The organism is Streptomyces sp. NBC_00859, assembly GCF_045161865.1.
Classification (GTDB): domain Bacteria; phylum Actinomycetota; class Actinomycetes; order Streptomycetales; family Streptomycetaceae; genus Streptomyces.
Window position 1 is genome coordinate 2,353,445 of the sequence record NZ_CP108826.1, and the last position, 24,084, is coordinate 2,377,528.

Sequence of the window (24,084 nt, forward strand, 5' to 3'; positions counted from 1 at the left end):
CCGCGGTTCGCGCCAGAGGAGGTCGTGCCCGTGCGCCCCACCGCCCCGCTCATCCTCGCCGCCGCAGCCACCGTCCTCGCCGCAGGCTCGCTCACCGCCTGCGGCAGTGGATCCGGCAGCGATCCGGACACCGTCAAGGTCGCCTACAACCGCTCGACGGACAACAACGTCCGCTTCAAGGACCAGTTCCTGGAGTCGATGAAGAAGCAGTTCGAGAAGGCACACCCCGGCAAGAGGATCGAACTCGTCCCCATCCAGGCGCCGGACGACGACTACGCGACGAAGGCGCAGCAGATGATGCGCTCCCCCAGGACGGCGCCCGACGTGATCTACGAGGACACGTTCCGGATCAACTCCGATATCAAAGCCGGGTACTTGAGGCCGCTGGACGGCTATCTGGCGAAGTGGGCCGACTGGGCCCACTTCGCGGACACCGCGAAGACGGCGGCCAAGGCCGCGGACGGCAGGACGTACGGCGTCCCGGACGGCACGGACACCCGCGGGCTGTGGTTCAACAAGAAGCTGTTCGCCAAGGCGGGGCTGCCCGCCGACTGGCACCCGAAGACCTGGGCGGACGTCCTGGACGCCGCCCGCACGGTCAAGAAGAAGCTCCCCGGCGTCGTTCCGCTGAACGTCTACACCGGCAAGGCGCCCGGCGAGGTCGCGGTGATGCAGGGCTTCGAGATGCTGCTGTACGGGACCGGGGACAACCCGCTCTACGACCCGTCGGCGAAGAAGTGGGTGGCCGGGGGCAAGGGGTTCAAGGACGCGCTCGGCTTCCTCCACACGGTGTACGGCGAGAAGCTCGGCCCCGACCCGTCGGACGCCCTCGACGCCAACATCAATACGACGGTGGGCACCGAGATGCTGCCCGAGGGCAAGCTGGCCATCGATCTGGACGGCTCCTGGCTCGGGCAGTTCTGGCAGGCCAAGGGCACCAAGAAGTGGCCCGCGTGGAGCACGACACTCGGTCAGGCCCCGATGCCGACCCAGCACGGGCAGGCCCCCGGCGAGGTATCGATGTCCGGCGGGTGGACCTGGGCGATACCGCAGAAGTCCGGGAATGCCGCGCTCGCATGGGAGTTCATCCAGCAGCTGCAGCAGAAGGACAACGCCGCACGGTGGGATGTGGCGGACGCGCAGATCGCGGTGCGCGACGACGTGGCGGCCGACCCGGAGTACCTGAACTCCATGCCGGGCATCAAATTCTTCACGTCCCTGGTCAAGAACACCCATTACCGGCCCGCGCTGCCCGTCTATCCGCAGGTCTCGTCCGCGATCGGCGAGGCGCTGGAGTCGGTCACCACCGGTGACTCCACACCGGCGGGGGCGGCGAAGACGTACGACGGCCAGCTGAAGTCGGTCACCGGCGGCGCGGTCGTCGACGGGACCGGATGAGCACCGCGAGCCGGACGGGCACCGCTCAGCGCGGGAGGCGGCAGCCGGCCCGCTGGCTGCCGCTGGCCCCCGCCACGCTCCTGCTGCTGCTCTTCCTGGCCGGTCCCATCTGCTACTGCGTCTACATCGCCTTCACCAACATGCAGCTCACCGGCTCGTCCCACACGGATTTCGTGGGCCTGGCCAACTTCCGACGGGCGCTGTCCGACGCGCGGTTCCGCAATGCCGTGTGGCTCACGCTGGTCTTCACCTTCGTCTCGTCCGTGTTCGGCCAGAACACCCTGGGGCTGGCGCTGGCCGGTCTGATGCGCCGCGCCTCACGCACCGTCCGCACGCTGACCGGTGCGCTCGTCATCACGGCATGGGTGCTGCCGGAGATCGTCGCGGCCTTTCTGCTGTACGCCTTCTTCCGCCGCGAGGGCACGCTGGACGCGGTGCTGTCCTGGCTCCATCTCCCCGGCCAGAACTGGCTGTTCACCCTGCCGATCCTCGCGGTGTCGTTCGCGAACGTCTGGCGCGGCACCGCCTTCTCGATGCTCATCTACTCGGCGGCGCTCGCGGAGATCCCCGAGGAGATCACCGAGGCCGCGGAGGTGGACGGCGCGAGCGGCTGGCGGGCGGTGTGGCATATCACGCTGCCGATGATCCGCCGGTCGATCGGCACCAATCTGATGCTCAACACCCTGCAGACCCTCTCGGTGTTCGGACTGATCTGGGCGATGACACGCGGCGGGCCGGGCGACCGCAGCCAGACGCTGCCGGTCTTCATGTACGACCAGGCGTTCACCAAGAGCCTCATCGGCTACGGCACAGCGGTGGCCCTGCTGCTGCTCCTGGTGGGCTCGCTCTTCTCTGTCGTCTATCTCCGGCTGATGAAGGTGGAGGTCTGATGCGCCCGCCTCACACCGCCCTGCCGCGCCGCACCCGGCGCAGGCTGGCCGCGGACGCGGCACTGCTCGTGGTCGCCGCCGCGTTCGTGCTGCCGCTCGCCTGGCTGGTGCTCGCGTCGTTCGACGACGGGGCGACCCTGCGCGTGCGGGTGCCCTCGTCGCCGACCCTGGACAACTTCTCGGCGGTCCTCACCGACGACATCACCTTCACGCCGATGCTGAACAGCCTGGTGCTCTGCGGCAGCGCGACCGCGCTGACGGTGGTCTGCGCGGCTCTCGCCGCGTATCCGCTCTCCCGCTACCGGTCCCGTTTCAACCGGCCGTACCTGCTCACGATCCTCTTCTCGACCTGTCTCCCGATCACCGCGATCATGGTCCCGGTGTACGGACTCTTCGTGCAGGTCAATCTGATCGACACGGTCTACGGCACCTCCCTCTTCCTTGCCACCTCCCAACTCCCCTTCGCCGTATGGCTGATGAAGAACTTCATGGACGGCGTGCCGAAAGTGCTGGAGGAGGCCGCCTGGACGGACGGTGCGTCCATGCCGCAGACCCTGTGGCGGGTGGTGCTGCCTCTCATGGGCCCCGGCGCGACGGTCGTGATGATCTACACGTTCATCATGCTCTGGGGGAACTTCTTCGTCCCGTTCATGCTGCTGCTCAGCCCGGACCAGCTGCCCGCTTCCGTCACGATCTTCACGCTGTTCGGAAACTACGGGTCGGTCGCCTACGGCCAGCTCGCCGCCTTCTCGATCCTCTACTCCACACCGGTGCTGGTGCTGTACATCCTGATCTCACGCCGGCTGGGCGGCGGCTTCGCGCTGGGCGGGGCCGTAAAGGGGTGATCCGGGGGGTGCAGCGGCGGCGCCCCGGCGGGAGGATCGCCCCGTACGTTTCTCCACATACCGAGACTGTGCGAACAAACCGTATTCGCGGGACGCTCCTTGCCCTTACCGTGTGCCCGTGCACCAGACCCCGCCCTTCGATGCCCCCGCCGCGCGCCGTCTGCGTGAGGCGCTGGGCATGGCGCCCGGCCACGTCGCGTACGGGCTGCGCGCCCAGTACGGACTCCTCGTCACCCCGGACGTGGTGGCCGCCTGGGAACGCGGCCTCCAGGCGCCGAGCGCCCGCGAGCTGACGGCCCTGGCCGGGGTGCTGTGGTGCTCTCCTGGCGACCTCATGATCGAGGCCGTCACCCTGCGCGAGCACCGGCTGGCCAAGGGGATGGCGCCCGAGGACGTGGCCCGGCAGGTCGGCATGGACGCCGGGACGTATCTCAAGGCCGAGGAGTCGGGCCGCTGGCGCGGCAACGAACGCCAGTCCGTCGCGCTCGCCGAGGCTCTCGCGCTGACCCCGGCGGCCTTCCTCACCGCGACGGGGCGCGACGGCGAGCTGGCCGGAATCCTGCGCAGCGCGGTGACGACCCGCTGGCAGGCCCATGTACGGGCCACGGCCAAGCTCGTACCGATTCCCCGCGACGCGCTGGAGAAGGTGCTGGAGCAGTTGCACTCCGACTACCAGGCGCGGATGGTGACGACCCTCAGCTGGGGATCGACGGAGGCGGCCGGGACGGGCGACGCGGGGCGGCAGTTCCTGGACTCGATCGTGGTGCGGTTCTGGGAGCTGGCCGGGGGCTGAGGGTGCGCACCGGCGGCATCGCGGGCGCGGCGAACGCCCCCGCTCCGTGCGCGGCGCGGTGCGATCTCCGGCGCCCCGGTGCGAGGCGCTCAGAAGCGGATGATGGTGGACAGCGGCGGGAGGCGGTTGCCGAGCTCGTAGCCGCCGATGCAGACGTTCTTCGCGTCGATGGGGTCGTGGGAGGCGAAGGTGCGGGCGTTGCGCCAGTAACGGTCGTACCGGTAGGCGTTGGATGTGCTGCGTGCGCCGGTGATCTCGTGGATCCCGGCGGCGGCTGCGAGGGAGGCCTCGACGGATGCGACCTTGGCACGGAAACACTCGATGATCACAGCGTCCAGTTCCCCGGCGCTCCGTGCGTCGCCGGTGTCTCCGGTGTCGTGGGACTCTTCTGCACCGCCGGATGCCTCCAGCTGGTCCGCCGCACTGTGCAACAGCGCGCGGGAGGCGGCCAGTCCGCTGGAGAGGGCGCCGATGCGGCGCAGGATCAGGGGGTCGTCGGCCGGGGTGGCGAACTGGGGCAGCGAGCCGCGCTCCATGGTGCGTGTGTGCCGGACGAGGGCGTCGAGGGCGCCTTCGCCGATCCCCTGCATCAGGGCGGCGTGCAGCAGCATGGCCGCGCCCAGGAAGCCCGGCGAGAACTGCCCCGCCGGCTGGTGCAGGCCGTCGGGCACGAAGACATCCTGATAGGTGACCGTCTGGCTGCGGGTACCACGCTGGCCCATGTTGTCCCAGTCGTCGTGCAGCCGGACCCGCGGGTGTTCCAGATCCACCAGGACCTGGTGCGTGGTCCGGTCCCCCTCCAGCAGGCACCGGACCAGGGCCATGCCCCGGCCGCCGCTGTTGGAGTTGAAGGACTTCGTGCCACTGAGCACGACCCCGCCCTCGGCCGGCCGAACGGTCGTCCTGCCCGTGACCCCCGACTCCGCGCTGGAGGAGACGAGCCTGAGGCCTTCGTCGAGTATCCGGCGCGCCAGTTCGGTACGGGTCGCCTCCGGGAGGCCGCTGCCGGGGCCGAACAGCTCGCGGGAGACCAGGACGGTGGTGAGCCAGTTCTGCCCGGTGGGGCCGTCGCCCGCACTGACCTCCCGCACCGCCCGGATGACCGCGCCCCACCCCCCGTGTTCCGTGCCGTCCCACAGCCCCCCGTACGCGCTGGGAACGGCCAGCCGCGCCGCTCCGGTCCCGGCAAGGAGGGCCAGGCCTTCAGCGGGGTCCGCGTTGTCACGGTCGGCGGCGAAACCGGCATCGGCCAGCTCCGCACGGCACTCCCGGACGGCGGCGATCAGGGCGCGGGCCTCCGCCGCGCCCTCCAGCTGCATGGACATGGGGCTCCTCGACCTGGACCGAACCGGATGCGAACGCGCGCTCGCATCTACGTAGTACAGGCGGGCGCCGAGCGGGTTGTCAAGAACTTCTGCCCGCGCCGGCGCCGATACGATGCGGACCATGACCGACGAGCCGAGCCGCCGAGTGCACTACCGGGAACCTCAGCAGGCGCGCAGCGCCGCGATGCTGGCCCGGGTGCTGCAGGCGGCGGAGGAGCTCGTCTCGTCCGCCGGCCTGGAGGAGATGACGATCACCGGCGTCGCCGAACGCGCCGGCGTTTCGGTCGGCTCGATCTACCGGCGCTTCGAAGGCAAGGAGCAGCTGATCTCCGCTCTGACGGAGCGGATGCTGGAACAGCGCGAGGAGTACCTGGCCGAGCAGCTCCGCTCGGCCGAGCCATCACTCCTCGGCGTCCTGAACGCCTACGCCCACGCGCTGCTGCGGTCCTTCGCCGGTACCAGCGGCCTCTTCCCCGAGCTGCTGCGCGCACGGGGGACGGGCGCGCCGGACCGCGGCGCCCTGACCATCACCAGAATCCACCGCCTCCTGCTCGAAGCGGCGGCCCCTTACGCCGACCGGATCCGGCGCTCCGACCCCGGGGCAGCACTGGACACCACGGCCCGCGCCGTCCTCGGTGCCTGCTTCCACAACTCCGTACGTCCCGACCGCTTCACGGACGAGGCGTCCCTGAGCCGGTACGCGGACGAGCTGAGCGACATGGCGATCGCCTACCTGCTGACTCCGGACCGCCCCCGCTGAGACCCCGCGGGACACGGGGACTCCACACGGTCCCGGTAGCGGACGGTGCCGCAGTCATGCGGCTCCCCGGGCGTGCAGCCTCAGCCGGAGGCGGCTCCAAGGAGACGGCCTAGAAGACCGACTCCGCCTCGTACATCCGGCTCTCGTCGACCGTCTTCAGGTGCGTCACCGCGTCCGCCAGCGGCACCATCGCGATGTCCGTGCCGCGCAGCGCCGTCATATTGCCGAAGTCGCCGCGGTGCACGGCTTCCACCGCGTGCCACCCGAAGCGGGTCGCCAGGACACGGTCGTACGCGGTGGGGGTGCCGCCGCGCTGGACGTGACCGAGGATGACCGGCCTGGCCTCCTTGCCGAGGCGGGTCTCCAGTTCGATGGCGAGGCGGGTCCCGATACCGGCGAAGCGCTCGTGGCCGAACTGGTCGATGACGCCCTTCTCGTACGGCATGGAGCCCTCGGCCGGGTGGGCGCCCTCGGCGACGCAGATGACGGCGAACCGCTTCCTGCGGGCGAAGCGCTCCTCGACCATCTTCACCAGGTCGTCCACCTCGAAGCGGCGCTCGGGCAGGCAGATGCCGTGGGCGCCGCCCGCCATGCCGGACTCCAGTGCGATCCACCCGGCGTGCCGTCCCATGACCTCGACGACCATCACGCGCTGGTGCGACTCGGCGGTGGTCTTCAGCCGGTCGATCGCCTCCGTCGCGACGCCGACGGCCGTGTCGAAGCCGAAGGTGCGGTCGGTGCCCGAGATGTCGTTGTCGATGGTCTTGGGGACACCCACCACGGGCATTCCGGCGTCGGAGAGCATCCGGGCGGCGGTGAGGGTGCCCTCGCCGCCGATGGGGATGAGCGCGTCGATGCCGTACCGCTCGGTCAGCTCGGCGCAGTTCTCGGCGGCTTCGCGCAGCCGGTCGCGCTCCAGACGGGCGGAGCCGAGGATCGTGCCGCCGCGGGCGAGGATGCCGCTGACCGCGTTGAGGTCGAGGGGGCGGTAGTGGCCGTCGAGCAGCCCCTTGAAGCCGTCCTCGAAGCCGATGACTTCGTCGTTGTGCCCGGCCACGGCACGGTGCACGACCGACCGGATGACGGCATTGAGGCCGGGGCAGTCGCCGCCCGCGGTGAGGACTCCGATGCGCATCGTGCTGATTCTCCTGCTCCTAGTGGTACCTGCGAGCCGTGCCGATTCTTCCACGGACGGCCTTCGTGGTGGGTTCGCGGCCGCCCCTGAGCAGGCACGGTCGGGCCGGGACGGCCGGCGGCAGGCGTGGACAGGCGGCCCAGCCAGCCCCGAGGGTACTGTCAAGAGGGCGCGCCAGGCCGCCGTGGGAGCCCCCGGGGGGCCCGGCGCCGCTGTCCGGGAAGACCCGGGAATCGTGAGGAAGAGGACGGAGAACACGCGTGACGCGCAGCGTGTACGTGACCGGCATCGATCGCGGCGACGGCCGTCAGGTCGTCGAGCTGGGGGTCATGGAGCTCCTCACCCGCCAGGTGGACCGGGTCGGGATCTTCCGGCCGCTGGTGCACGACGGGCCGGACCGGATGTTCGAGCTGCTGCGGTCCCGCTACCGGCTCAGCCAGGACCCGGCCTCGGTCTACGGCATGGACTACCACGAGGCGTCCACCCTCCAGGCCGAGCAGGGCACCGACGAGCTGGTCTCACGGCTGGTCGGCCGCTTCCACGAGGTGGCCCGCGGGTACGAGGTGGTGCTCGTCCTCGGCACCGACTTCTCGGCCACCCAGCTGCCCGACGAGCTGTCCCTGAACGCACGCCTGGCGAACGAGTTCGGCGCTTCCGTGATCGCGGTCGTGGGCGGTAAGGGCCAGACACCCGAGTCGGTGCGCTCCGAGACCCGCAACGCCTACCGCGCGTACGACGTGCTGGGCTGCGACGTCATCACCATGGCGGTGAACCGGGTCGCCCCCGGTGACCGCGCGGAGCTGGCCGCGCAGCTCGCGGAGCAGCTTCCGGTGCCGTGCTCGGTGCTGCCCGACGAACCGGCGCTGGCCGCGCCGACGGTCGCCCAGATCAGCCAGGCACTGGGCGGCACGGTGCTGCTCGGCGACGAGGCGGGGCTGGCCAGGGACGCACTGGACTTCGTGTTCGGCGGGGCCATGCTGCCGAACTTCCTGAACGCGCTGACGCCCGGCTGCCTGGTCGTCACGCCGGGCGACCGGTCGGACCTGGTCGTCGGCTCGCTCGCCGCACACAGCGCGGGCACCCCGCCGATCGCCGGTGTGCTGCTGACGCTGGACGAGCGTCCGGTCGAGGCGATCCTCAGACTGGCGGGCCGGCTGGCACCCGGTACCCCGGTGGTCGCCGTGTCGGGCGGGTCGTTCCCCACCGCGGGCGAACTGTTCGCGCTGGAGGGCCGGATGGACGCGGCGACCCCGCGCAAGGCGGAGACCGCGCTGGGCCTCTTCGAGCGCCATGTGGACACCGCGGAGCTGCTTGACCGGCTCTCGGTGGCGCGCAGCGGCCGGGTGACCCCGATGATGTTCGAGCACGAGCTGCTGGAGACCGCGCGGGCCGACCGCCGCCGGGTGGTGCTGCCCGAGGGCAACGAGGAGCGTGTGCTGCGGGCCGCCGACATCCTGCTGCGCCGCGGGGTCTGCGACCTGACGCTGCTCGGTGACCCGGAGGCCGTCCGGAAGAAGGCGGCCGACCTGGGCATCGACCTCACGCGGGCCGATGTCGTCGACCCGGTGACATCGGAGCTGCGCCAGCGGTTCGCCGAGGTGTACGCGGAGCTCCGCGCGCACAAGGGCATCACCGTCGAGCTGGCCCACGACGTGGTGGCCGACGCCTCGTACTTCGGCACGCTGATGGTCCAGGAGGGCCTGGCCGACGGCATGGTCTCGGGCGCCGTGCACTCGACCGCCGCGACCATCCGGCCCGCCTTCGAGATCATCAAGACCAAGCCGGACGCGTCGATCGTCTCGTCGGTGTTCTTCATGTGCCTCGCCGACAAGGTCCTGGTGTACGGGGACTGCGCGGTCAACCCCGATCCGGACGACGGCCAGCTCGCCGACATCGCGATCCAGGCGGCGGCCACCGCGGCCCAGTTCGGTGTGGAACCGCGTATCGCGATGCTCTCGTACTCGACCGGCACCTCGGGTTCCGGCGCGGACGTCGACAAAGTGCGCCGGGCCACCGAGCTGGTCCGCTCGGCGCGGCCCGATCTGCTCATCGAGGGGCCCATCCAGTACGACGCGGCGGTCGAGCCGTCCGTGGCGGCGACCAAACTGCCCGGGTCGGCGGTCGCGGGACAGGCCAGCGTGCTGATCTTCCCCGACCTGAACACCGGCAACAACACCTACAAGGCCGTGCAGCGTTCGGCGGGCGCCGTGGCGGTCGGTCCGGTGCTCCAGGGGCTGCGCAAACCGGTCAACGACCTGTCCCGCGGCGCGCTCGTCGAGGACATCGTCAACACCGTCGCGATCACCGCGATCCAGGCTCAGGGCGAGAGCCGGAGCCGGGCCCAGGAGGAATCCGTATGACCGCCACCCGTGTTCTCGTCCTCAACTCCGGCTCCTCGTCGGTGAAGTACCAGCTCCTGGACATGGCGGACGGCAGCCGGCTGGCGATGGGCCTGGTCGAGCGGATCGGCGAGGAGACCTCCCGGATCAAGCACACGCTGCTCGCGGACGGCGGCTCCACCCGTGAGCGGACCGGGCCCGTGCCCGACCACTCGGCCGCGCTCAAGGCCGTCGCGGCCGAGCTGGACGGCGACGGCCTCGGCCTCGACTCCCCCGAACTCGCGGCGATCGGCCACCGGGTGGTGCACGGCGGGCTGACGTTCACCGCTCCCACCGTCGTGGACGACGCGGTGCTCCGGGAGATCGAGCGCCTGGTGCCGGTGGCGCCGCTGCACAACCCCGCCAACATCACCGGCATCCGTACCGCCCGGCAGCTGCGCCCCGACCTCCCCCAGGTCGCCGTCTTCGACACCGCGTTCCACACGACGATGCCGGAGTACGCGGCCAGGTACGCCATCGACGTGGAGACCGCGGACGCCCACCGCATCCGCCGGTACGGCTTCCACGGCACGTCGCACGCGTACGTCTCACGGAAGACCGCAGCGCTGCTGCGCCGCACCCCCGATGAGGTCAATGTCATCGTGCTGCACCTCGGGAACGGGGCCTCGGCGTCCGCGGTGGCAGGCGGCGTCTGTGTCGACACCTCCATGGGGCTGACGCCGCTGGAGGGACTGGTGATGGGGACGCGTTCCGGTGACATCGATCCCGCCGTGATCTTCCACCTCTCCCGGGTGGCCGGAATGTCCATCGACGGGATCGACGCGCTGCTCAACAAGAAGAGCGGTCTGGTCGGGCTCTGCGGGGACAACGACATGCGCGAAATCGTCCGGCGGACGGACGAGGGCGATCAGCGGGCGCAACTGGCCTTCGACATCTACGTGCAGCGGCTGAAGAAGTACATCGGGGCATACACCGCGGTACTCGGCAGAGTGGACGCGGTGACGTTCACCGCCGGCGTGGGCGAGAACTCGGCGCCGGTGCGTGCCGCGGCCGTCGCGGGCCTGGAGGGGCTGGGCCTCGCCGTCGACCCCGGGCTCAATGCCGTACGTTCCGAGAATCCCCGGCTGATTTCTCCGGAGGGCTCCCGGGTGGCCGTGGCCGTGATTCCGACGGACGAGGAACGTGAAATCGCGCAGCAGGTATACGCCTTGGTAAAAGACTGACACCTGAGCGCCGTACCGCCCATTTGTACTTTCCGCCAGACGGAATATTCCGTTGCGAAACAAACCGATAGGATCCGCCTCATGCGCCGTTCCAAAATCGTCTGCACACTGGGCCCAGCCGTCGACTCCTACGAGCAGCTGAAAACGCTCATCGAGGCCGGCATGAATGTGGCCCGTCTGAATATGAGCCACGGGTCCCACGCCGAGCACGAGGAGCGGTACCACCGCGTCCGCAAGGCTTCCCAGGACACCGGCCGCGCCGTGGGGGTACTCGCCGACCTCCAGGGCCCCAAGATCCGCCTGGAGACGTTCGCCGAGGGCCCCGTCGAGCTGGTGCGCGGTGACGAGTTCACCATCACCGCCGAGGACGTCCCGGGTGACAAGACCATCTGCGGCACCACCTACAAGGGCCTGCCCGGCGATGTCACCAAGGGCGACCCGATCCTGATCAACGACGGGAACGTCGAGCTCAAGGTCGTCGAGGTCGAGGGCCCCGAGGTCAGGACCATCGTCATCGAGGGCGGTGTCATCTCCGACCACAAGGGCATCAACCTGCCCGGCGCGGCGGTGAACGTCCCGGCCCTGTCCGAGAAGGACATCGACGACCTGCGGTTCGCGCTGCGGATGGGCTGCGACCTGGTCGCGCTCTCCTTCGTGCGCGACGCGAGCGACGTCATCGACGTGCACAAGATCATGGACGAGGAGGGCCGCCGGGTCCCCGTCATCGCCAAGGTCGAGAAGCCGCAGGCGGTCGCCCACATGGAGGGCGTCGTCGCGGCCTTCGACGGGGTCATGGTCGCCCGCGGTGACCTGGCCGTCGAGTACCCGCTCGAAAAGGTCCCGATGGTGCAGAAGCGCCTCATCGAGCTCTGCCGCCGCAACGCCAAGCCGGTGATCGTCGCGACCCAGATGATGGAGTCGATGATCACCAACTCGCGCCCGACGCGCGCCGAGGCGTCCGACGTCGCCAACGCCATCCTCGACGGCGCCGACGCGGTCATGCTCTCCGCCGAGTCGAGCGTGGGCGCGTATCCGGTCGAGACGGTCAAGACCATGTCGAAGATCGTGGTCGCCGCCGAGGAGGAGCTGCTCTCCAAGGGGCTGCAGCCGCTGGTGCCGGGCAAGAAGCCGCGCACCCAGGGCGGTTCGGTGGCCCGCGCGGCCTGCGAGATCGCGGACTTCCTGGACGCTAAGGCACTGGTCGCCTTCACCCAGTCCGGCGACACGGCCCGCCGTCTCTCGCGCTACCGCACCTGCCAGCCGATCCTGGCCTTCACCACGGACGAGGCGACCCGCAGCCAGCTCGCGCTGAGCTGGGGCGTCGAGTCGTACGTGGTCCCCCACGTGGACAACACCGACGCGATGGTCGACCTGGTCGACGCCGAGCTGCTGAAGCTGAAGCGCTACAACGACGGCGACCGCATGATCATCACCGCGGGCTCGCCCCCCGGCGTCCCCGGCACCACCAACATGGTCCGGGTGCACCACCTGGGCGGCGAGGACACCCAGAGCTGACGGGATCTCCCGGCGCACGGCTGTGGCCCGCATCCTCCTTACCGGGGGATGCGGGCCACAGCCGTATCCTGCCCGGCCACGCTCGCTGAGGTACGTCTCCAGCCCTGCGGCCCCGGCCGGCGCCGCATGCCTCCCGCAGGTTCGGCCGGGCTCCACTCGACCGGGTCCACCCGGCGGTCGGCAGTCGGCGGTCGGCGGTCGGCGGTCGGCGGTCGGCGGTCGGCGGTCGGCGGTCGGCGGTCGGCCGGAATCCCGCCATCAGGTCATGGGTCACGCCTGGCCGTCCAGGAATGCGGCGGCGGTCGCCGGATACGCGTTGAAGTGGCGGTGCGGCTCTCGTCGTCGACCCGGCGCCGGGTGATGTCACGGTCCGGCCCCTCGATGTACCCGTCCAGGAACACGGGCGTCATCGGAATAGCCGTTCGCGTCGCGGTCCTCACCGGCGTCCCGCCGGTATGCAGCAGGGGTCGTGCCGCACTGCGGGGACGCCTCCGGGACCACGCCCGCGGCCCCCGCAGACCCCGTCGCCCCACCACGGCCGCGGCGGCCGGACCGGGTGCAGACCCCGAGGACCAGCGCCAGGGCCACAGCCAACAGGTGCTCGCGGCCCGCGAGGTTCGGTCTGAGCACCGACTGGAGGACGATCACCCCGCTGGTCGCCACGGCGAACACCGGGGCACGCCGGACGACGGCCAGATAGGCGAGGAGACCGGCCACGGCGGCCGACGGGCCGGTGTCGGGGAGATGCGCGGTCCCGGGCGGCAGCCCGATGGGGCCGTGCCCCAGCGCGATCATCGCGCGGGCGCCGAGCGTGCCCGCGAGGGACGTACCGAAGGCGATCAGCAGGGTCCGGGTGCGGCCGATGAGGAGTTCGGCGAGCGCGAAAGCGAGAAACAGCTTGGGCAGCCCCGCCCACACCGGCAGACCCGGATCCGTGATCACCAGCGATACCGGGGTGCGCAGCAGGACCAGCGGGACGGGCAGATCGCCGCGGACCTCGCCGGTCACCCGTATCGCACCCGCACCCGCGTGGGTGCGTATGAGCATGTGAACGGCGATCACCGAGAAGACGGCCACCACACCCAGCGAGACCCCCGGCACCCCGCGCCGCGCGAATGCCCGTGCGGGCCCGACCGCGATGCGCAGCCACTCACCGCGCAGCAGATCCCTCAGCGGATTCTTCCGCGGGCAGCGCCGCAGGCGACGCCGCGGGTGTTCCCCGTACGCCGTGCACCGGCCCACGGCCACTCCCGGACGGGCGTCCCCCGCGGCGGGCCCCCGCTCCTCGTCCGCGGCGGCCCCCCGCCCCTCACCGCCGGTCGCACGGCAGCCGTCGACAGCACCCACCAGCCACTCCCCCACGCTCCGGCCCGCAATCCGCCGCCCGGCGCCGCGCACCCCTGCCGGGCCGGGGACACGGACGGGCACGCCATCCGTGATTCTGCCGCACCGCCCCGAGACCTGGCCGGCGCGGGCGCGGCTTCCGCATACGGCTGTGGCCCGCACCCTCTGCTTCGAGGGTGCGGGCCACAGCCGTTTCCGCGGCTCCCGGAAGTTCTCGCGCCGGCGGGTCAGGCGCCGGTGAAGTAGTTCTGGAGACCGGGCACATGGAGCGTGCCGCCGAACTGCCCTGCCTGCTTCACCGTGACGTTCGTGAAGAACGCGAACGGCACGTTGATCGGCGGCGGGGTGTCGGGGCTGAACGTGATCGGGATGAGGCCGAAGAGGTTGCCCTTCAGCGACTCCGTGTACATCGTGACCTCACCGTCGCGGATGGTCGACGTCGAGCCCGATGCTGCCTTCACATGCCCGGTGGACCCGTTCGGGCCGACGGTCATCTGGTGCAGGTCCTTGATGTCCAGCGAGGACGAGGTGAACTTCAGTACCTTCTTGATCTTGCCGCTGCCCGTTTTGACCTCGACGATGCCCTTGTAGTCAAGGCCGTTGAGGGTCAGCATCGAGCTCTTCAGCGTCCACGGGTCGTCGGGCAGGGCGGGGATGCCCTGTTCCAGATCGGCCGCGGCGAGCGCCTTCGGGTCGGCGGTCGGGCACGGGTAGGACGGCTTGGCGCCGTCCGGGATGGCCGTGTCCTTCTTCGGGTCCAGGCCCTTGGCATCCGCGGGGAGGTCCTTGACCGTCTTGCCGGCTTCGGCCGCGGCCTCGCGGATCTTCTCGGCGGTCTTGTCGGCCGTGGACTTCGCCGCGCCGGTGACCTGGCCGGCCTTCTTCGCCGCGGAGTCGTCCGCGGCCTTCTTCTCGGCCGCCTTCTTGTCCGCGGCCTTCTTCTCGGCCGCCTTCTTCTCGGCCGCCTCCTTCTCCGCCGCGGTCTTCCCGGAGGACGCGGAGGACGACGGGTCCGGGGACGGGCTCGCCGAGTCCTTGTCCTTGTCCGGGTCGAACAGGTTCTTGAGCGCGTCGCCCACGCCCAGCGGGTCCAGCGGGTTCTTGGACTTCGTCGCGCTCGGCGACGGGCTGGACGAAGGGGCCGCCAGGCCGGCGGTGTCCGATGCGGAGGAGCCGGTGGAACCGGCCTTCTTCCCGGAGCCGGTCGCGCCCGCCGAAGGGGTGGCCGAAGGGGCAGGCGTGTCCGACGGATCCGCGGACTTGTCGTCCTTCTTGGCCTTGTCCCCGGACGCGTCGTCCGACGCGCTGGCCGAGGGGCTCGGGGAGTCCGACGGCTTCGCCGATTCGCTCGGCTCGTCGGAACGCGACACACACGGCCCGGCCGCGAACGGCACATCGCCGTGGTCGTCGGCCATCGCCAGCTTGGGGGTGAGTCCCATACCGACGAACACCGCGGTGGGCATGGCGGCCAGGGCTATCGCCTTGCTCGCGGGTATGTGCAGCTTCGTCAGCAGCGACTTCCTCGGGGCCGCGTGACGGCCCCCTCTTCTCTCTCGGAAGTCGTCGCCTTCGGTGGTACTCAGCTGCGCTTCGTCACCCCGCACGGTGCCTCCCACCGTTGGCATCCACTGTCGTGTCCTTGTCATAAGCGGCCGACTGCTGCTGGGGTACGGGCGCTTGGCCGAAGGCGGAGAACTCGTCCGCGGGGGCGGCGCCCAGGAGGACCTCCTCCTCGGGCTCACTTCCGGCAGGTACCGCTGATTCGGCCTGCTCCTTCGGGGGTGCCCAGGAGAGCGAGAGCGCCCCGCCGATCATCGACAGCAGGAAGCCGACGACGAAGCCGCCGATGTTGGCCACCGGGAGGGAGATCAGCGCCAGCAGGATCGCCGCTATACCCGCGAACACCCGGACGACGCTGTGGAACCACATCGTCACACCGAGCGTGACCAGCAGCACGCCGATGATCAGCGAACCGGCGCCGGCCGTGGTGGACATCGCCAGCGTCACATTGCCGAGGTGCATGTTGGCGTATGGGAAGTAGGCGATCGGCACGCCTCCCACCATGGTGAACAGGCCCGCCCAGAAGGGTCGGTTCCCGCGCCATGCGCGGAAGCGAAGCCGCCAGGAGGTGAAATCGCGGGGACCTGTGGACTCGGCGCTCATGGAAAACAGCTCCCTGGTACCGGTGTTGCTCTGAGAAGTAGGGGGGTTCGGGCGGCCGCAGTGCCAGGTTCGCGCTCCGGCCGCCCAGGGGGTGCTTAGTAGCACTCCTTGACGCCCGACTTGAGCCTCAGGCTCAAGTTGCTGAGCTTGAAGGTGCCGGCCGTGGTCGCCCACGCCGTCTGCTTCACGTGCTCCAGCTTCGCCTCATCGGCGCGCTGCGCAAAGCCGTTCGGGTTGACGGCCTTCTCCGTACCGTGCTCGATGCCCGTCTTGTTCGACGGGTCACCGGCCGCTACACCGATGTCGATGTTCTTGAACGTCGCATCGGCGTCGAGGCTCGCGACATCGAGGTACAGATTCGTAGCCTCGACCGGCTTCTTGGTGTCGGTGCCCGCGTGCAGCTGCAGCGTGACACTGCCAAGCCCGAACGGCAGGTTGGGCGTGACCACCGACTGGCACATGTTGTTGATCGTCGCGCTGCTGAAGCCCGAAACGGCAACCGCGTGCGCGGCGGACTTGCCGTTGAGGTCCTTGCCCGTCGCGACACTGCCGTACTGGACGAAGTCCTGGCCGACCAGCTGGTCGGCACTGACCTTGAAGCTCTGGCCGGACACGCTGAACGAAGCAGCGAGCGCACCTTGCGCGAGGCCTACACCCACCGCGGCGGTGGCGACCACGCTCGGGACCATGACAAGCGCGAACCGCTTCCATCTGGTTCCGCCACGTACCTGGGAACTCACTTAGTTTCCTCCTTCTCGGACGTACATCTCCGGATCGGGCTCGGAGCCCGTCCTGGGATGGGAGAAGTGCTACGTCCTCGGGAAGGAGAGCGCCCGTTTCAGAAGCGCGAACCGCGTCCGAAGCACCGGCGATCACCCCCGAGCGACAACCACTGGCCACGCCTTCGCGCAACCGCTGGACAGGCCCCGCCGGGTGGCAGGAACCCCCCTGTCCCGCAGTCGGCGCCACTGCCGCCGACCGGCTCGGTGGGGACCCAAGAGGCCTCGGCGCGACCGGGTGTCGCGCTGGTGCGTTATTGGACCGAGCCTGGCCGATCGTGGTGCATTCGCGGCTGTGGCACAAGGGGTTCGTTACCGGCTAGTAACGGCCGGATAACCGAACCGCGACCGGCCGATATCGGCCGGGCACACAGGGTGGAGCCGACGCCGGCGCTACATCAGCCGGTAGTCACCCATAACGGGGCAGACGGAGGCCCTGGATTTACTCGGAGTAACAGATGGCCGCAATTACCAAGTTTTGGCAAAGTGCGGCCATCTGTTATCGCTGTGTCGCCAAATCGTCAGCGGCATCCCGCTGACACCGCGCGTTTAATGACTGTTCAGAAGCGACGTCAGAACAGCACGCGCGCCAGGGCGGACCGGGCGGCGGTCACCCTCGGGTCGTCGGAACCGATGACTTCGAAGAGCTGGAGCAGATGAACGCGCGCGGCCTCGCGGTCGTCACCCACCGTGCGCTGCACCGTCTGGACCAGACGGCCGAAGGCGTCCTCGGCATGCCCGCCGACCAGATCGAGGTCGGCCGCCGCGGTCTGCGCCGGGACGTCGGAAGGCCTGTCGGCCGCGTCCTTCCGGACCTGCTGGGGGTCCAGACTCTGGACCCGGCCCAGCAGTTCGGCCTGGGCGAGGCCGAGCTTGGCCTCCTCGTTGGCCGGGTCCTGCGCGAGGACGTTGCGGTACGCCTGGACAGCGCCGGGGAAGTCATTGGCGTCCAGCGCCTGTACGGCGGCTTCGAGCAGCGCGTCGTAGGGGCCGGGCGGCGCCTCGGCGGGCTCCGCTTCCGGCGCGGCCTCCGCGTCCGGGTCGACCGGGATCCCGGTGAGCCCGAAGCGCTCCTCGCCGACCTGGATCAGCTGATCGAGGGTCTGCCTGATCTGCGCCTCGGGCGCCGCGCCCTGGAAGAGCGGAAGCGCCTGGCCGGCGACCACGGCGAAAACGGCCGGAATCCCCTGGATCCCGAACTGCTGCATCAGCATCTGGTTGGCGTCGACATCGACCTTGGCGAGCAGGAAGCGGCCGTTGTACTCGACGACGAGGCGCTCAAGGAGCGGACCGAGCTGCTTGCACGGCTCACACCACTCGGCCCAGAAGTCGATGACGACCGGGACTTCGGCGGAGCGCTGGATGACATCGTGCTCGAAGCCGGCTTCGTCGACGTCGATCACCAGCGAGACGGGCGACACGGCCGCGCTGCCACCCTGCCGCGCGGTCTCGGCACGCGCCTGCTCCGCTTTCTGCCGGGCCTCGCCGGCGGCCTTCACTGCGGCGAGGTCGACGACGCCGCTCATGGACATGTTCCTAGGCTGCATGCGTACATCCTCCCCCCTCCGCCACTCGTTCTGGAAAGCCGTTCAGGAAAGCTGTCGGCGTAATCCGCCGGTGTTGCGGGCCCGGCCCGGCCGTACACCCCCCGCCGGATGCGGGGCGTACGGACGGACGCGGGCCGTCGGCCCGATACGGGCCCGGAGCCGGCGCAGGGTCCCCACCCTGGCGCCAGTGGCTCTGTTGTGCGGTACTGCCGGTTGTCGCGTGGTCTGTCGCGTGGTCGTGGTGCAGCTGAGGCGTGGTTGCCGCTCTTTACGCTACGAGTCGTAGCGTAACTGGTGAACCGCGGGCAGCGGGCGTTAATACTCCGACGGTTTCTCGTGATCTGACTCACGGCGGCTGAGCTACTGACCGGTATGGTCGCGGGCATGCCGCACAGCAAGCCCACCCGAACGGGTCGCCCACGCTCCGCAAAGGCCGATACCGCGATCCTCGTGGCGACCAGAGCCGCGCTGGTCGACCTGGGCTGGTCGAAGCTGACCATGGGGGATGTGGCGATCCGTGCCGGGGTGGCGAAGACGACGCTCTACCGTCGCTGGTCGCACAAGAACGAGCTGGTCGTGGACGCGGTGGCAGTCCTCTTCGATGAACTCGAGCTTCCCGACCGGGGCAGCCTGAGCGCCGACATCGAGGGCGTGGTGCTCCAGTTCGCCGCACTCCTCGCACAGCCCGAGACCAAGACCGCGCTGATGGCGGTGGTCGCGGAGTCGATCAGTGACGAGGCGCTCCGCGTCCGGATCCGCTCGGCCATCGTCGACCGGCAGAAGCGGCTGGTGACCATCGGCCGCGCGCGGGCCCAGGCACGGGGTGAACTCCCCACCGAGGAGGACCCCGATGCCTCGGCCCGGCACACCGACCTGATCTTCGACGTGGTCGCCGGAGCGGTGGTGCACCGGGCCCTGGTGAGCGCGGAGCCGGTGGACGAGGAGTGGGCGCGCGAGTTCACCCTGCTGCTCTGCGCCGGGCTGAGCGCGGCGGCCTCGCCCCCGCCCGCATAGCGTCCCGCCTCAGACCTGGTAGCGGTCGGCCGCGAAGAGGTGCAGGTGCTCCGCGATCCACTCGGACGTCTGCTTCAGACCGTCGGTGAGCGTGACCTCCGGGCGCCAGCCCGCCCATTCGCGGGCCCGCGAGTTGTCCGAGAGCAGCCGCTGGACCTCGCTGCCCGACGGGCGGAGCCTTGCCGGGTCCACGACGACCTCCGCGTCACGGCCGGAGGCCGCGATGAGGGCCTGGGCCAGGTCCCCGATCGAAATCTCCTGGCCGGTACCGAGGTTGACGCTCTCGCCCAGAGCCCGGTCGCAGTCCGCGAGCGCGAGGAAGCCGCGCGCCGTGTCCGTGACGTAGGTGAAGTCCCGTGTCGGCGCGAGCGATCCGAGTTTGATCTCCCGGGCGCCGGAGTGCAGCTGGGCCAGGATGGTGGGGATGACGGCGCGCGCCGACTGCCGGGGACCGTAGGTGTTGAAGGGCCGCACCACCGTCACCGGCAGTTCGAACGCGTGCCAGTGCGAGAGCGCCATCATGTCGGCGCCGATCTTGGACGCGGAGTACGGGGACTGCGGCTGGAGCGGGTGCTGTTCGCTGATCGGAGCGGTCAGCGCCGTTCCGTACACCTCGCTGGTAGAGGTGTGCAGCAGACGGCGTACGGAGTGACGGCGGCAGGCCTCTGCGACGTTCTCGGTGCCGACGACGTTCGTGGCGACGTACGCGCCGGGGGCGTCGTAGCTGTACGGGATGCCGATGAGCGCGGCGAGGTGGAAGACCGTGTCGCAGCCCGCGACGGCGTCGTCGACCCGGCCCGCGTCCCGGACGTCGCCCGCCACCATCTCGACCTGGGAGCTGCCCAGATGGCGGGCGAGGTGGCCCTTCTCGCCGTACGGCTTGTAATGGACGAACGCACGGACCTGCGCCCCCTGCTCCACCAGCAGGTCGACGAGGGTCGAGCCGATGAAGCCCTCGGCTCCGGTGACGAGCACGGTGCGGTTCTGCCAGTGGGACGTGGTCGGCCAGGTGGTCATGAGGTGAGCTCCCTTGCGTGGGACAGGACCCTGGCGGCGAGGAGATCCGCCGCCAGGGCGTGGGTGGACGGTCCGGCCGCACCGCTCATCGCGGCGAGCCGGGCGGGGTCGGCGATGAGCGGTGCGGTCACTTCGGCGAGCCGCTCGGCCGTGGTCTCGGCATCGGTGAGCAGCACCCCGGCACCGGCGTCGCTGAGGACGCGGGCGTTGTGGGTCTGGTGGTCGCCCGGTGCGTACGGATACGGGACGAGGACCGCGGGGACGCCCGTGGTGGCGAGCTCGGCGACCGTGGCCGATCCGGCGCGGCAGACGACCAGGTCGGCCGCGGCGTACGCGAGGTCCATCCGGTCCAGGTACGGGACGGCGCGGGCGATCCGGCAGCCGCCCTCGTCGGCGAGCCGGGTACGGGCCGCTTCCAGGGCCGCCGGACCGGTCTTGATGAGCAGATGGACGTCGGTGCGCGCCTGCCAGCGGGCCGCGAGCCCCACCGCGGCCGCGGTGAGCCGGGCCGCGCCGAGGCTGCCGCCGTTGACGAGCAGCAGCCTCGCCCCGGCGGGGACGCCGAGAGCGTGCCGGGCCTCGGCCCGCAGAGCGGGACGGTCGAGGGCCGCGATCGGTGCGGCGATCGGCATCCCCACGGTCTCCGCGTTCTCACCGCCCGCGAGGTGGGCCCTGCTGCGGTCGAAGGCGACGGTGAGATGCGGGGTGAGCCGGGCCGCGAACTGGTTGGCGCGGCCCGGCACCGCGTTGGACTCGTGAATGACGCTCGGCACACCGGCCATCCGCGCCCCGAGGACGACCGGCGCGCTGGGGTAGCCGCCCATGCCGACCGCGACATGGGCCCCCTGCTCGCGCAGGATGGCCCGGCACTGCATGCCGGACTTCAGCAGGGCGGCGGGCAGCAGATAGCGCCTGGCGCCGAGCGCCGGGTCGAAGGGGATCATGTCGACGGTGTGCAGCCGGTATCCGGCGCCGGGTATGAGCGTGGATTCGAGGCCGCGTTCGGTGCCGACGAAGGAGATCACCGCGCCGGGTTCGGCCCGGCGCAGTGCGTCGGCGAGGGCCAGGCCCGGGTAGATGTGGCCGCCGGTGCCGCCCGCACCGATCACGACGGAGAGTGGTGTGCGCATGGACAGCACACTCGCGCCGTGGGGTAAGAAGGTTCTAAGACCCGGGTTTGGCAGGCTTTGCTCCATGAACCCGCACCCGCACGCACACACCGCGAGGCCACCGCAGCGAAAAATCCTGGTCGTGGACGATCAGCCGGAGGTACGCGTGGCGGTCGAGGACGGCCTCGCGGTGGAAGGGTACGAGGTGCGGGGCGCGGGCGACGGTCTCGCCGCCCTCTCGGCCGTCTCCTCCTGGCAGCCGGACGCGGTCGTGCTCGATGTGATGATGCCGGTCCTCGACGGACTCGCGGTCTGCCGCCAGCTGCGTGCCGTGGGCGACCGCACACCCGTGCTGGTGCTGACCGCGCTGGACTCGGTGAGCGAACGCGTGGACGGTCTGGAGGCGGGCGCCGACGACTATCTCGTGAAGCCCTTCGCTCTCGACGAGCTGGTCGCCCGGGTGCGGGCACTGCTGCGGCGGGCGGCGCCGGTGGAGGACGAGCCGGGCGCGCTGTCGTACGGCGACCTCACGGTGGATCCGGCGACGCGCACCGGGCGCCGGGCGGGCCGCTCCATCGAGTTCAGCAGGACCGAGTTCGCCCTGCTCGACCTGCTGCTGCGCCACCCCGGCCAGGTCCTCACCCGGGAGCTGATTCTGGAGCGTGTCTGGGGGCAGGACTTCGGCCCCGGCTCCAACTCGCTTGCCGTGTACGTCGGTTACCTGCGGCGCAAGCTGGAGGCGGCGGGTGAACCGCGCCTGGTCCACACCGTCCACGGGGTCGGCTACCGGCTGGACACGGCGTGAGCACCCGCGGCGAGCGCACGGGGCCGCGCCGGGCGCCCTCGCACCGGCTCGGTGCGCGCTGGCGCCGCCGGCGCCCGCTGCGCACCCGGCTGGCCCTGACCGCTTCGGCCGCGGTGGCCCTGGTGGCGCTCGGTGTGTGCGCTGCGGCCTTCTTCGTCCAGCGGTACGAGATCTACCACCAACTGGACCTCAACCTCGTCCAGTCGGCGTCCCTGGCGGCCGGAGGGCGCGAGCAGCCAGGCGTCGTCGAGGGCCAGTGCCAGTTCCTGGCGTCCCCCGCCTGCTCGCAGATCGTGCCGGCCAGTCCGGCCGCGGACCCCGCGCAGCCGTACCTCCTGCCGGTCTCCGGGCCGGTCCGGGAGGTCGCGTCGGGCAAGCGGGCCCCGTACCTCAGCAACATCACGCTGGAAGGCCGCCCCACCCGGATGCTCACCACCACCTTCGGCCACCACGAGGCGGTCCAGGTCGCCCTGCGCTCCGACCCGGTGGAGAAGAGCGTGCGGCGGACGGCCCAGCTGCTCGCCGCTGTCGGCGGTGGCGGGGTGCTGGTCGCGGCGGCGCTGGGCTACTGGGTGTCGCGTACCGGGCTCGCGCCGGTCGCCCGGCTCACCAGGGCCGCCGAGCGCATCGCGGCGACCAGGGATCCGCGCCACCGCATCGAGCTGCCGCCGGGGCCCGCGACCCGCGAGGACGAGGTCACCCGGCTCGCCACCACCTTCAACACCATGCTCGGCGAGCTGGAACAGTCGGTCACCGCCCAGCGCCGGCTGGTGGCGGACGCCTCCCACGAACTGCGCACCCCGCTCACCGCGCTGCGCACCAATGCCGAACTCCTCGCCCGCGGAGACCGGTTGACCCCGGCGCAGCGTGACCGGGCGGCCGGCGCGCTGACCCGGCAGATCCACGAGGTGACGACGCTGGTGAACGATCTGATCGAACTGGCCCGCGACGAGGAGCCCGTACCGCTGGTCGAGAGCGTCCCGCTGGCCCCGCTGGTCGAGCACGCGGTGACCGCGGCCCGCGGCCACTGGCCCGAACTCGTCTTCACCGTGGTGGTGGAGGCCGGCCCGGTGCTGAACGGCGTACCTGCGCGGCTCTCCAGGCTGCTCGCCAATCTGCTCTCCAACGCCGCGAAGTTCTCCGGTGCGGGCGGCGAGGTCGAGATCGCCCTCACCGCGACGGAGCTGACGGTGCGCGACCACGGTCCCGGGATCGCGCCCGACGACCTGCCGTATGTCTTCGACCGCTTCTACCGCGCGCAGGCCGCCCGTGCGCTGCCCGGTTCGGGGCTCGGGCTCGCGATGGCCCGCCAGATCGCCCGCGCGCACGGCGCGGAGCTCACAGCGGAACGGGCGCCGGGCGGCGGGGCGCTGTTCCGGCTGCGGTTGCCCTGAATCCGGGGGTGCCCGCGGGACGGGCCCAGTGCAAGGACCCCTGAGTCAGGGGTGACCGCCGGTGCGCGTCCCCGCGCGAAATCCGGGTGCCCGCGCCGTCGCGCACTGTCAGGCTCCCGCGCATGACTGCGTACGAGGTGCTCCTCATCGGCGGCCGCTCCGGCGTCGGCAAGTCCACCGTGGGCCACGAGGTGTCGGAGCTGCTGCGGCAGGACGGCGTGGCGCACTGCGTGCTGGAGGGCGACGCGCTGGGCGGGGCCCATCCGGCTCCGCCCGGCGATCCACACCGCTCGGCGATCACCGAGCGGAACCTGGCCGCCGTGTGGGCCAACTTCGCGGCGCTCGGCCACTCCAGGCTGATCTGCACGAACACGGTGAGCGTGCTGGAGAGCGCGATGTTCCGGCGCGCGATGGGCGGTGAGTCGCTGCGCGTCGTGAGGGTGCTGCTCACCGCGGGCGACGCGACGGCGCGTGCCCGGCTGGAGCGGCGCGAGAGCGGCTCGCTGCTCGGTGTGCACATCGAGCGGAGCGCGGCCGGGGCCCGGCTGCTGGCCGCGCGGACGCCGCCGGGAACGGTCCGGGTGGCGACCGACGGACGGACGGTGGCGGACGTCGCCCGCACGGTGCGGGACGCCACCGGGTGGTGAGCCTGGGGGCCGGGGGCGCGGCCCCCGGCAACGTCGGCCCGG

General features: G+C 70.9%; 21 protein-coding genes. 12 read left to right on the forward strand and 9 right to left on the reverse strand.

Annotation, left to right across the window (positions count from 1 at the left end):
* Positions 1 to 30: 30 nt before the first annotated feature.
* The 4 genes from OG584_RS09720 to OG584_RS09735 all read left to right on the forward strand — a co-directional run bounded on the left by OG584_RS09720 (position 31) and on the right by OG584_RS09735 (position 3,926).
* Positions 31 to 1,398 carry an extracellular solute-binding protein gene (locus OG584_RS09720; protein WP_405777029.1) on the forward strand — a complete coding sequence of 456 codons (1,368 nt, stop codon included), beginning with the start codon at positions 31 to 33 and terminating at the stop codon, positions 1,396 to 1,398.
* A complete protein-coding gene (locus tag OG584_RS09725) occupies positions 1,395 to 2,288 on the forward strand; it encodes a carbohydrate ABC transporter permease (RefSeq protein ID WP_405777031.1) in 894 nt (297 codons plus the stop codon). Before OG584_RS09720 ends, OG584_RS09725 begins: the two co-directional genes overlap by 4 nt.
* Positions 2,288 to 3,133 (forward strand): carbohydrate ABC transporter permease, encoded by an 846-nt coding sequence (locus OG584_RS09730; protein WP_405777033.1) that lies wholly within the window; start codon positions 2,288 to 2,290, stop codon positions 3,131 to 3,133. The genes OG584_RS09725 and OG584_RS09730 overlap by 1 nt, the downstream gene beginning before the upstream one ends.
* Before the next feature lie 118 nt (positions 3,134 to 3,251).
* A complete protein-coding gene (locus tag OG584_RS09735) occupies positions 3,252 to 3,926 on the forward strand; it encodes a helix-turn-helix domain-containing protein (protein WP_405777035.1) in 675 nt (224 codons plus the stop codon).
* An 89-nt stretch (positions 3,927 to 4,015) separates the two neighbouring features.
* Here the strand turns inward: OG584_RS09735 and OG584_RS09740 are convergent, their stop codons facing one another.
* Positions 4,016 to 5,251 (reverse strand): hypothetical protein, encoded by a 1,236-nt coding sequence (locus OG584_RS09740; protein WP_405777037.1) that lies wholly within the window; start codon positions 5,249 to 5,251, stop codon positions 4,016 to 4,018.
* Between the two features lie 121 nt (positions 5,252 to 5,372).
* Here OG584_RS09740 and OG584_RS09745 point away from each other — a divergent pair, with 121 nt between their 5' ends.
* A complete protein-coding gene (locus OG584_RS09745) occupies positions 5,373 to 6,011 on the forward strand; it encodes a TetR/AcrR family transcriptional regulator (RefSeq protein ID WP_405777039.1) in 639 nt (212 codons plus the stop codon).
* Positions 6,012 to 6,120: 109 nt separating this feature from the next.
* Here the strand turns inward: OG584_RS09745 and OG584_RS09750 are convergent, their stop codons facing one another.
* The gene (locus OG584_RS09750) at positions 6,121 to 7,146 is read right to left on the reverse strand and encodes an ATP-dependent 6-phosphofructokinase (RefSeq protein WP_356827058.1); all 1,026 of its coding nucleotides are present in this window, start codon (positions 7,144 to 7,146) and stop codon (positions 6,121 to 6,123) included.
* A gap of 260 nt (positions 7,147 to 7,406) precedes the next feature.
* On the opposite strand from OG584_RS09750, the gene pta reads away from it, so the two are divergent.
* From pta to pyk, 3 genes are all read left to right on the forward strand, one after another.
* Entirely contained in the window at positions 7,407 to 9,506 is a 2,100-nt protein-coding gene (gene pta, locus OG584_RS09755) for a phosphate acetyltransferase (protein WP_405777041.1), read from the forward strand.
* Complete coding sequence (locus tag OG584_RS09760) at positions 9,503 to 10,708, forward strand: acetate kinase (RefSeq protein ID WP_405777043.1); 1,206 nt, start codon at positions 9,503 to 9,505, stop codon at positions 10,706 to 10,708. The genes pta and OG584_RS09760 overlap by 4 nt, the downstream gene beginning before the upstream one ends.
* Positions 10,709 to 10,789: 81 nt before the next feature.
* Positions 10,790 to 12,223: a pyruvate kinase gene (pyk, locus tag OG584_RS09765; protein ID WP_405777045.1), complete on the forward strand. Its 1,434-nt coding sequence runs from the start codon at positions 10,790 to 10,792 to the stop codon at positions 12,221 to 12,223.
* Between the two features lie 363 nt (positions 12,224 to 12,586).
* On the opposite strand, the gene OG584_RS09770 is transcribed toward pyk, so the two are convergent.
* From OG584_RS09770 to OG584_RS09790, 5 genes are all read right to left on the reverse strand, one after another.
* The gene (locus tag OG584_RS09770; protein WP_405777047.1) at positions 12,587 to 13,570 is read right to left on the reverse strand and encodes a hypothetical protein; all 984 of its coding nucleotides are present in this window, start codon (positions 13,568 to 13,570) and stop codon (positions 12,587 to 12,589) included.
* Between the two features lie 224 nt (positions 13,571 to 13,794).
* Entirely contained in the window at positions 13,795 to 15,171 is a 1,377-nt protein-coding gene (locus OG584_RS09775; RefSeq protein WP_405783967.1) for a hypothetical protein, read from the reverse strand.
* The gene (locus OG584_RS09780) at positions 15,161 to 15,730 is read right to left on the reverse strand and encodes a DUF6114 domain-containing protein (protein WP_405777049.1); all 570 of its coding nucleotides are present in this window, start codon (positions 15,728 to 15,730) and stop codon (positions 15,161 to 15,163) included. The genes OG584_RS09775 and OG584_RS09780 overlap by 11 nt, the downstream gene beginning before the upstream one ends.
* A 95-nt stretch (positions 15,731 to 15,825) precedes the next feature.
* Positions 15,826 to 16,470 (reverse strand): DUF6230 family protein, encoded by a 645-nt coding sequence (locus OG584_RS09785; RefSeq protein WP_405777051.1) that lies wholly within the window; start codon positions 16,468 to 16,470, stop codon positions 15,826 to 15,828.
* 611 nt (positions 16,471 to 17,081) lie between these two features.
* Positions 17,082 to 18,056, reverse strand: coding sequence for a tetratricopeptide repeat protein (locus OG584_RS09790; RefSeq protein ID WP_405777053.1), 975 nt, complete (start codon positions 18,054 to 18,056; stop codon positions 17,082 to 17,084).
* A gap of 384 nt (positions 18,057 to 18,440) precedes the next feature.
* Between OG584_RS09790 and OG584_RS09795 the strand changes: the two genes are divergently transcribed.
* A complete protein-coding gene (locus OG584_RS09795) occupies positions 18,441 to 19,070 on the forward strand; it encodes a TetR/AcrR family transcriptional regulator (protein ID WP_405777055.1) in 630 nt (209 codons plus the stop codon).
* 9 nt (positions 19,071 to 19,079) lie between these two features.
* Here OG584_RS09795 and OG584_RS09800 read toward each other — a convergent pair whose 3' ends face one another.
* Both OG584_RS09800 and OG584_RS09805 read right to left on the reverse strand, forming a co-directional pair.
* Positions 19,080 to 20,087, reverse strand: coding sequence for an SDR family NAD(P)-dependent oxidoreductase (locus OG584_RS09800; RefSeq protein ID WP_405777056.1), 1,008 nt, complete (start codon positions 20,085 to 20,087; stop codon positions 19,080 to 19,082).
* Complete coding sequence (locus OG584_RS09805; RefSeq protein WP_405777058.1) at positions 20,084 to 21,217, reverse strand: UDP-N-acetylglucosamine--N-acetylmuramyl-(pentapeptide) pyrophosphoryl-undecaprenol N-acetylglucosamine transferase; 1,134 nt, start codon at positions 21,215 to 21,217, stop codon at positions 20,084 to 20,086. The genes OG584_RS09800 and OG584_RS09805 overlap by 4 nt, the downstream gene beginning before the upstream one ends.
* A gap of 64 nt (positions 21,218 to 21,281) precedes the next feature.
* Between OG584_RS09805 and OG584_RS09810 the strand changes: the two genes are divergently transcribed.
* The 3 genes from OG584_RS09810 (at position 21,282) to OG584_RS09820 (ending at position 24,042) form a co-directional block, all read left to right on the forward strand.
* Positions 21,282 to 22,001, forward strand: coding sequence for a response regulator transcription factor (locus tag OG584_RS09810; RefSeq protein ID WP_405777060.1), 720 nt, complete (start codon positions 21,282 to 21,284; stop codon positions 21,999 to 22,001).
* Positions 21,998 to 23,395, forward strand: a complete 1,398-nt coding sequence (locus tag OG584_RS09815) for a sensor histidine kinase (protein ID WP_405777062.1) — start codon at positions 21,998 to 22,000, stop codon at positions 23,393 to 23,395. The genes OG584_RS09810 and OG584_RS09815 overlap by 4 nt, the downstream gene beginning before the upstream one ends.
* 122 nt (positions 23,396 to 23,517) lie before the next feature.
* Complete coding sequence (locus OG584_RS09820; RefSeq protein WP_405777064.1) at positions 23,518 to 24,042, forward strand: adenylyl-sulfate kinase; 525 nt, start codon at positions 23,518 to 23,520, stop codon at positions 24,040 to 24,042.
* Positions 24,043 to 24,084 lie beyond the last annotated feature (42 nt).

Coding starts and splice junctions, on each gene's coding strand:
- OG584_RS09725 (WP_405777031.1), top strand. CDS start 1,395: ATGAGCACCGCGAGCCGGACGGGCACCGCTCAGCGCGGGAGGCGGCAG.
- OG584_RS09730 (WP_405777033.1), top strand. CDS start 2,288: ATGCGCCCGCCTCACACCGCCCTGCCGCGCCGCACCCGGCGCAGGCTG.
- OG584_RS09740 (WP_405777037.1), bottom strand. CDS start 5,251: ATGTCCATGCAGCTGGAGGGCGCGGCGGAGGCCCGCGCCCTGATCGCC.
- OG584_RS09745 (WP_405777039.1), top strand. CDS start 5,373: ATGACCGACGAGCCGAGCCGCCGAGTGCACTACCGGGAACCTCAGCAG.
- OG584_RS09750 (WP_356827058.1), bottom strand. CDS start 7,146: ATGCGCATCGGAGTCCTCACCGCGGGCGGCGACTGCCCCGGCCTCAAT.
- OG584_RS09760 (WP_405777043.1), top strand. CDS start 9,503: ATGACCGCCACCCGTGTTCTCGTCCTCAACTCCGGCTCCTCGTCGGTG.
- pyk (WP_405777045.1), top strand. CDS start 10,790: ATGCGCCGTTCCAAAATCGTCTGCACACTGGGCCCAGCCGTCGACTCC.
- OG584_RS09780 (WP_405777049.1), bottom strand. CDS start 15,730: ATGAGCGCCGAGTCCACAGGTCCCCGCGATTTCACCTCCTGGCGGCTT.
- OG584_RS09790 (WP_405777053.1), bottom strand. CDS start 18,056: ATGCAGCCTAGGAACATGTCCATGAGCGGCGTCGTCGACCTCGCCGCA.
- OG584_RS09795 (WP_405777055.1), top strand. CDS start 18,441: ATGCCGCACAGCAAGCCCACCCGAACGGGTCGCCCACGCTCCGCAAAG.
- OG584_RS09800 (WP_405777056.1), bottom strand. CDS start 20,087: ATGACCACCTGGCCGACCACGTCCCACTGGCAGAACCGCACCGTGCTC.
- OG584_RS09805 (WP_405777058.1), bottom strand. CDS start 21,217: ATGCGCACACCACTCTCCGTCGTGATCGGTGCGGGCGGCACCGGCGGC.
- OG584_RS09810 (WP_405777060.1), top strand. CDS start 21,282: ATGAACCCGCACCCGCACGCACACACCGCGAGGCCACCGCAGCGAAAA.
- OG584_RS09820 (WP_405777064.1), top strand. CDS start 23,518: ATGACTGCGTACGAGGTGCTCCTCATCGGCGGCCGCTCCGGCGTCGGC.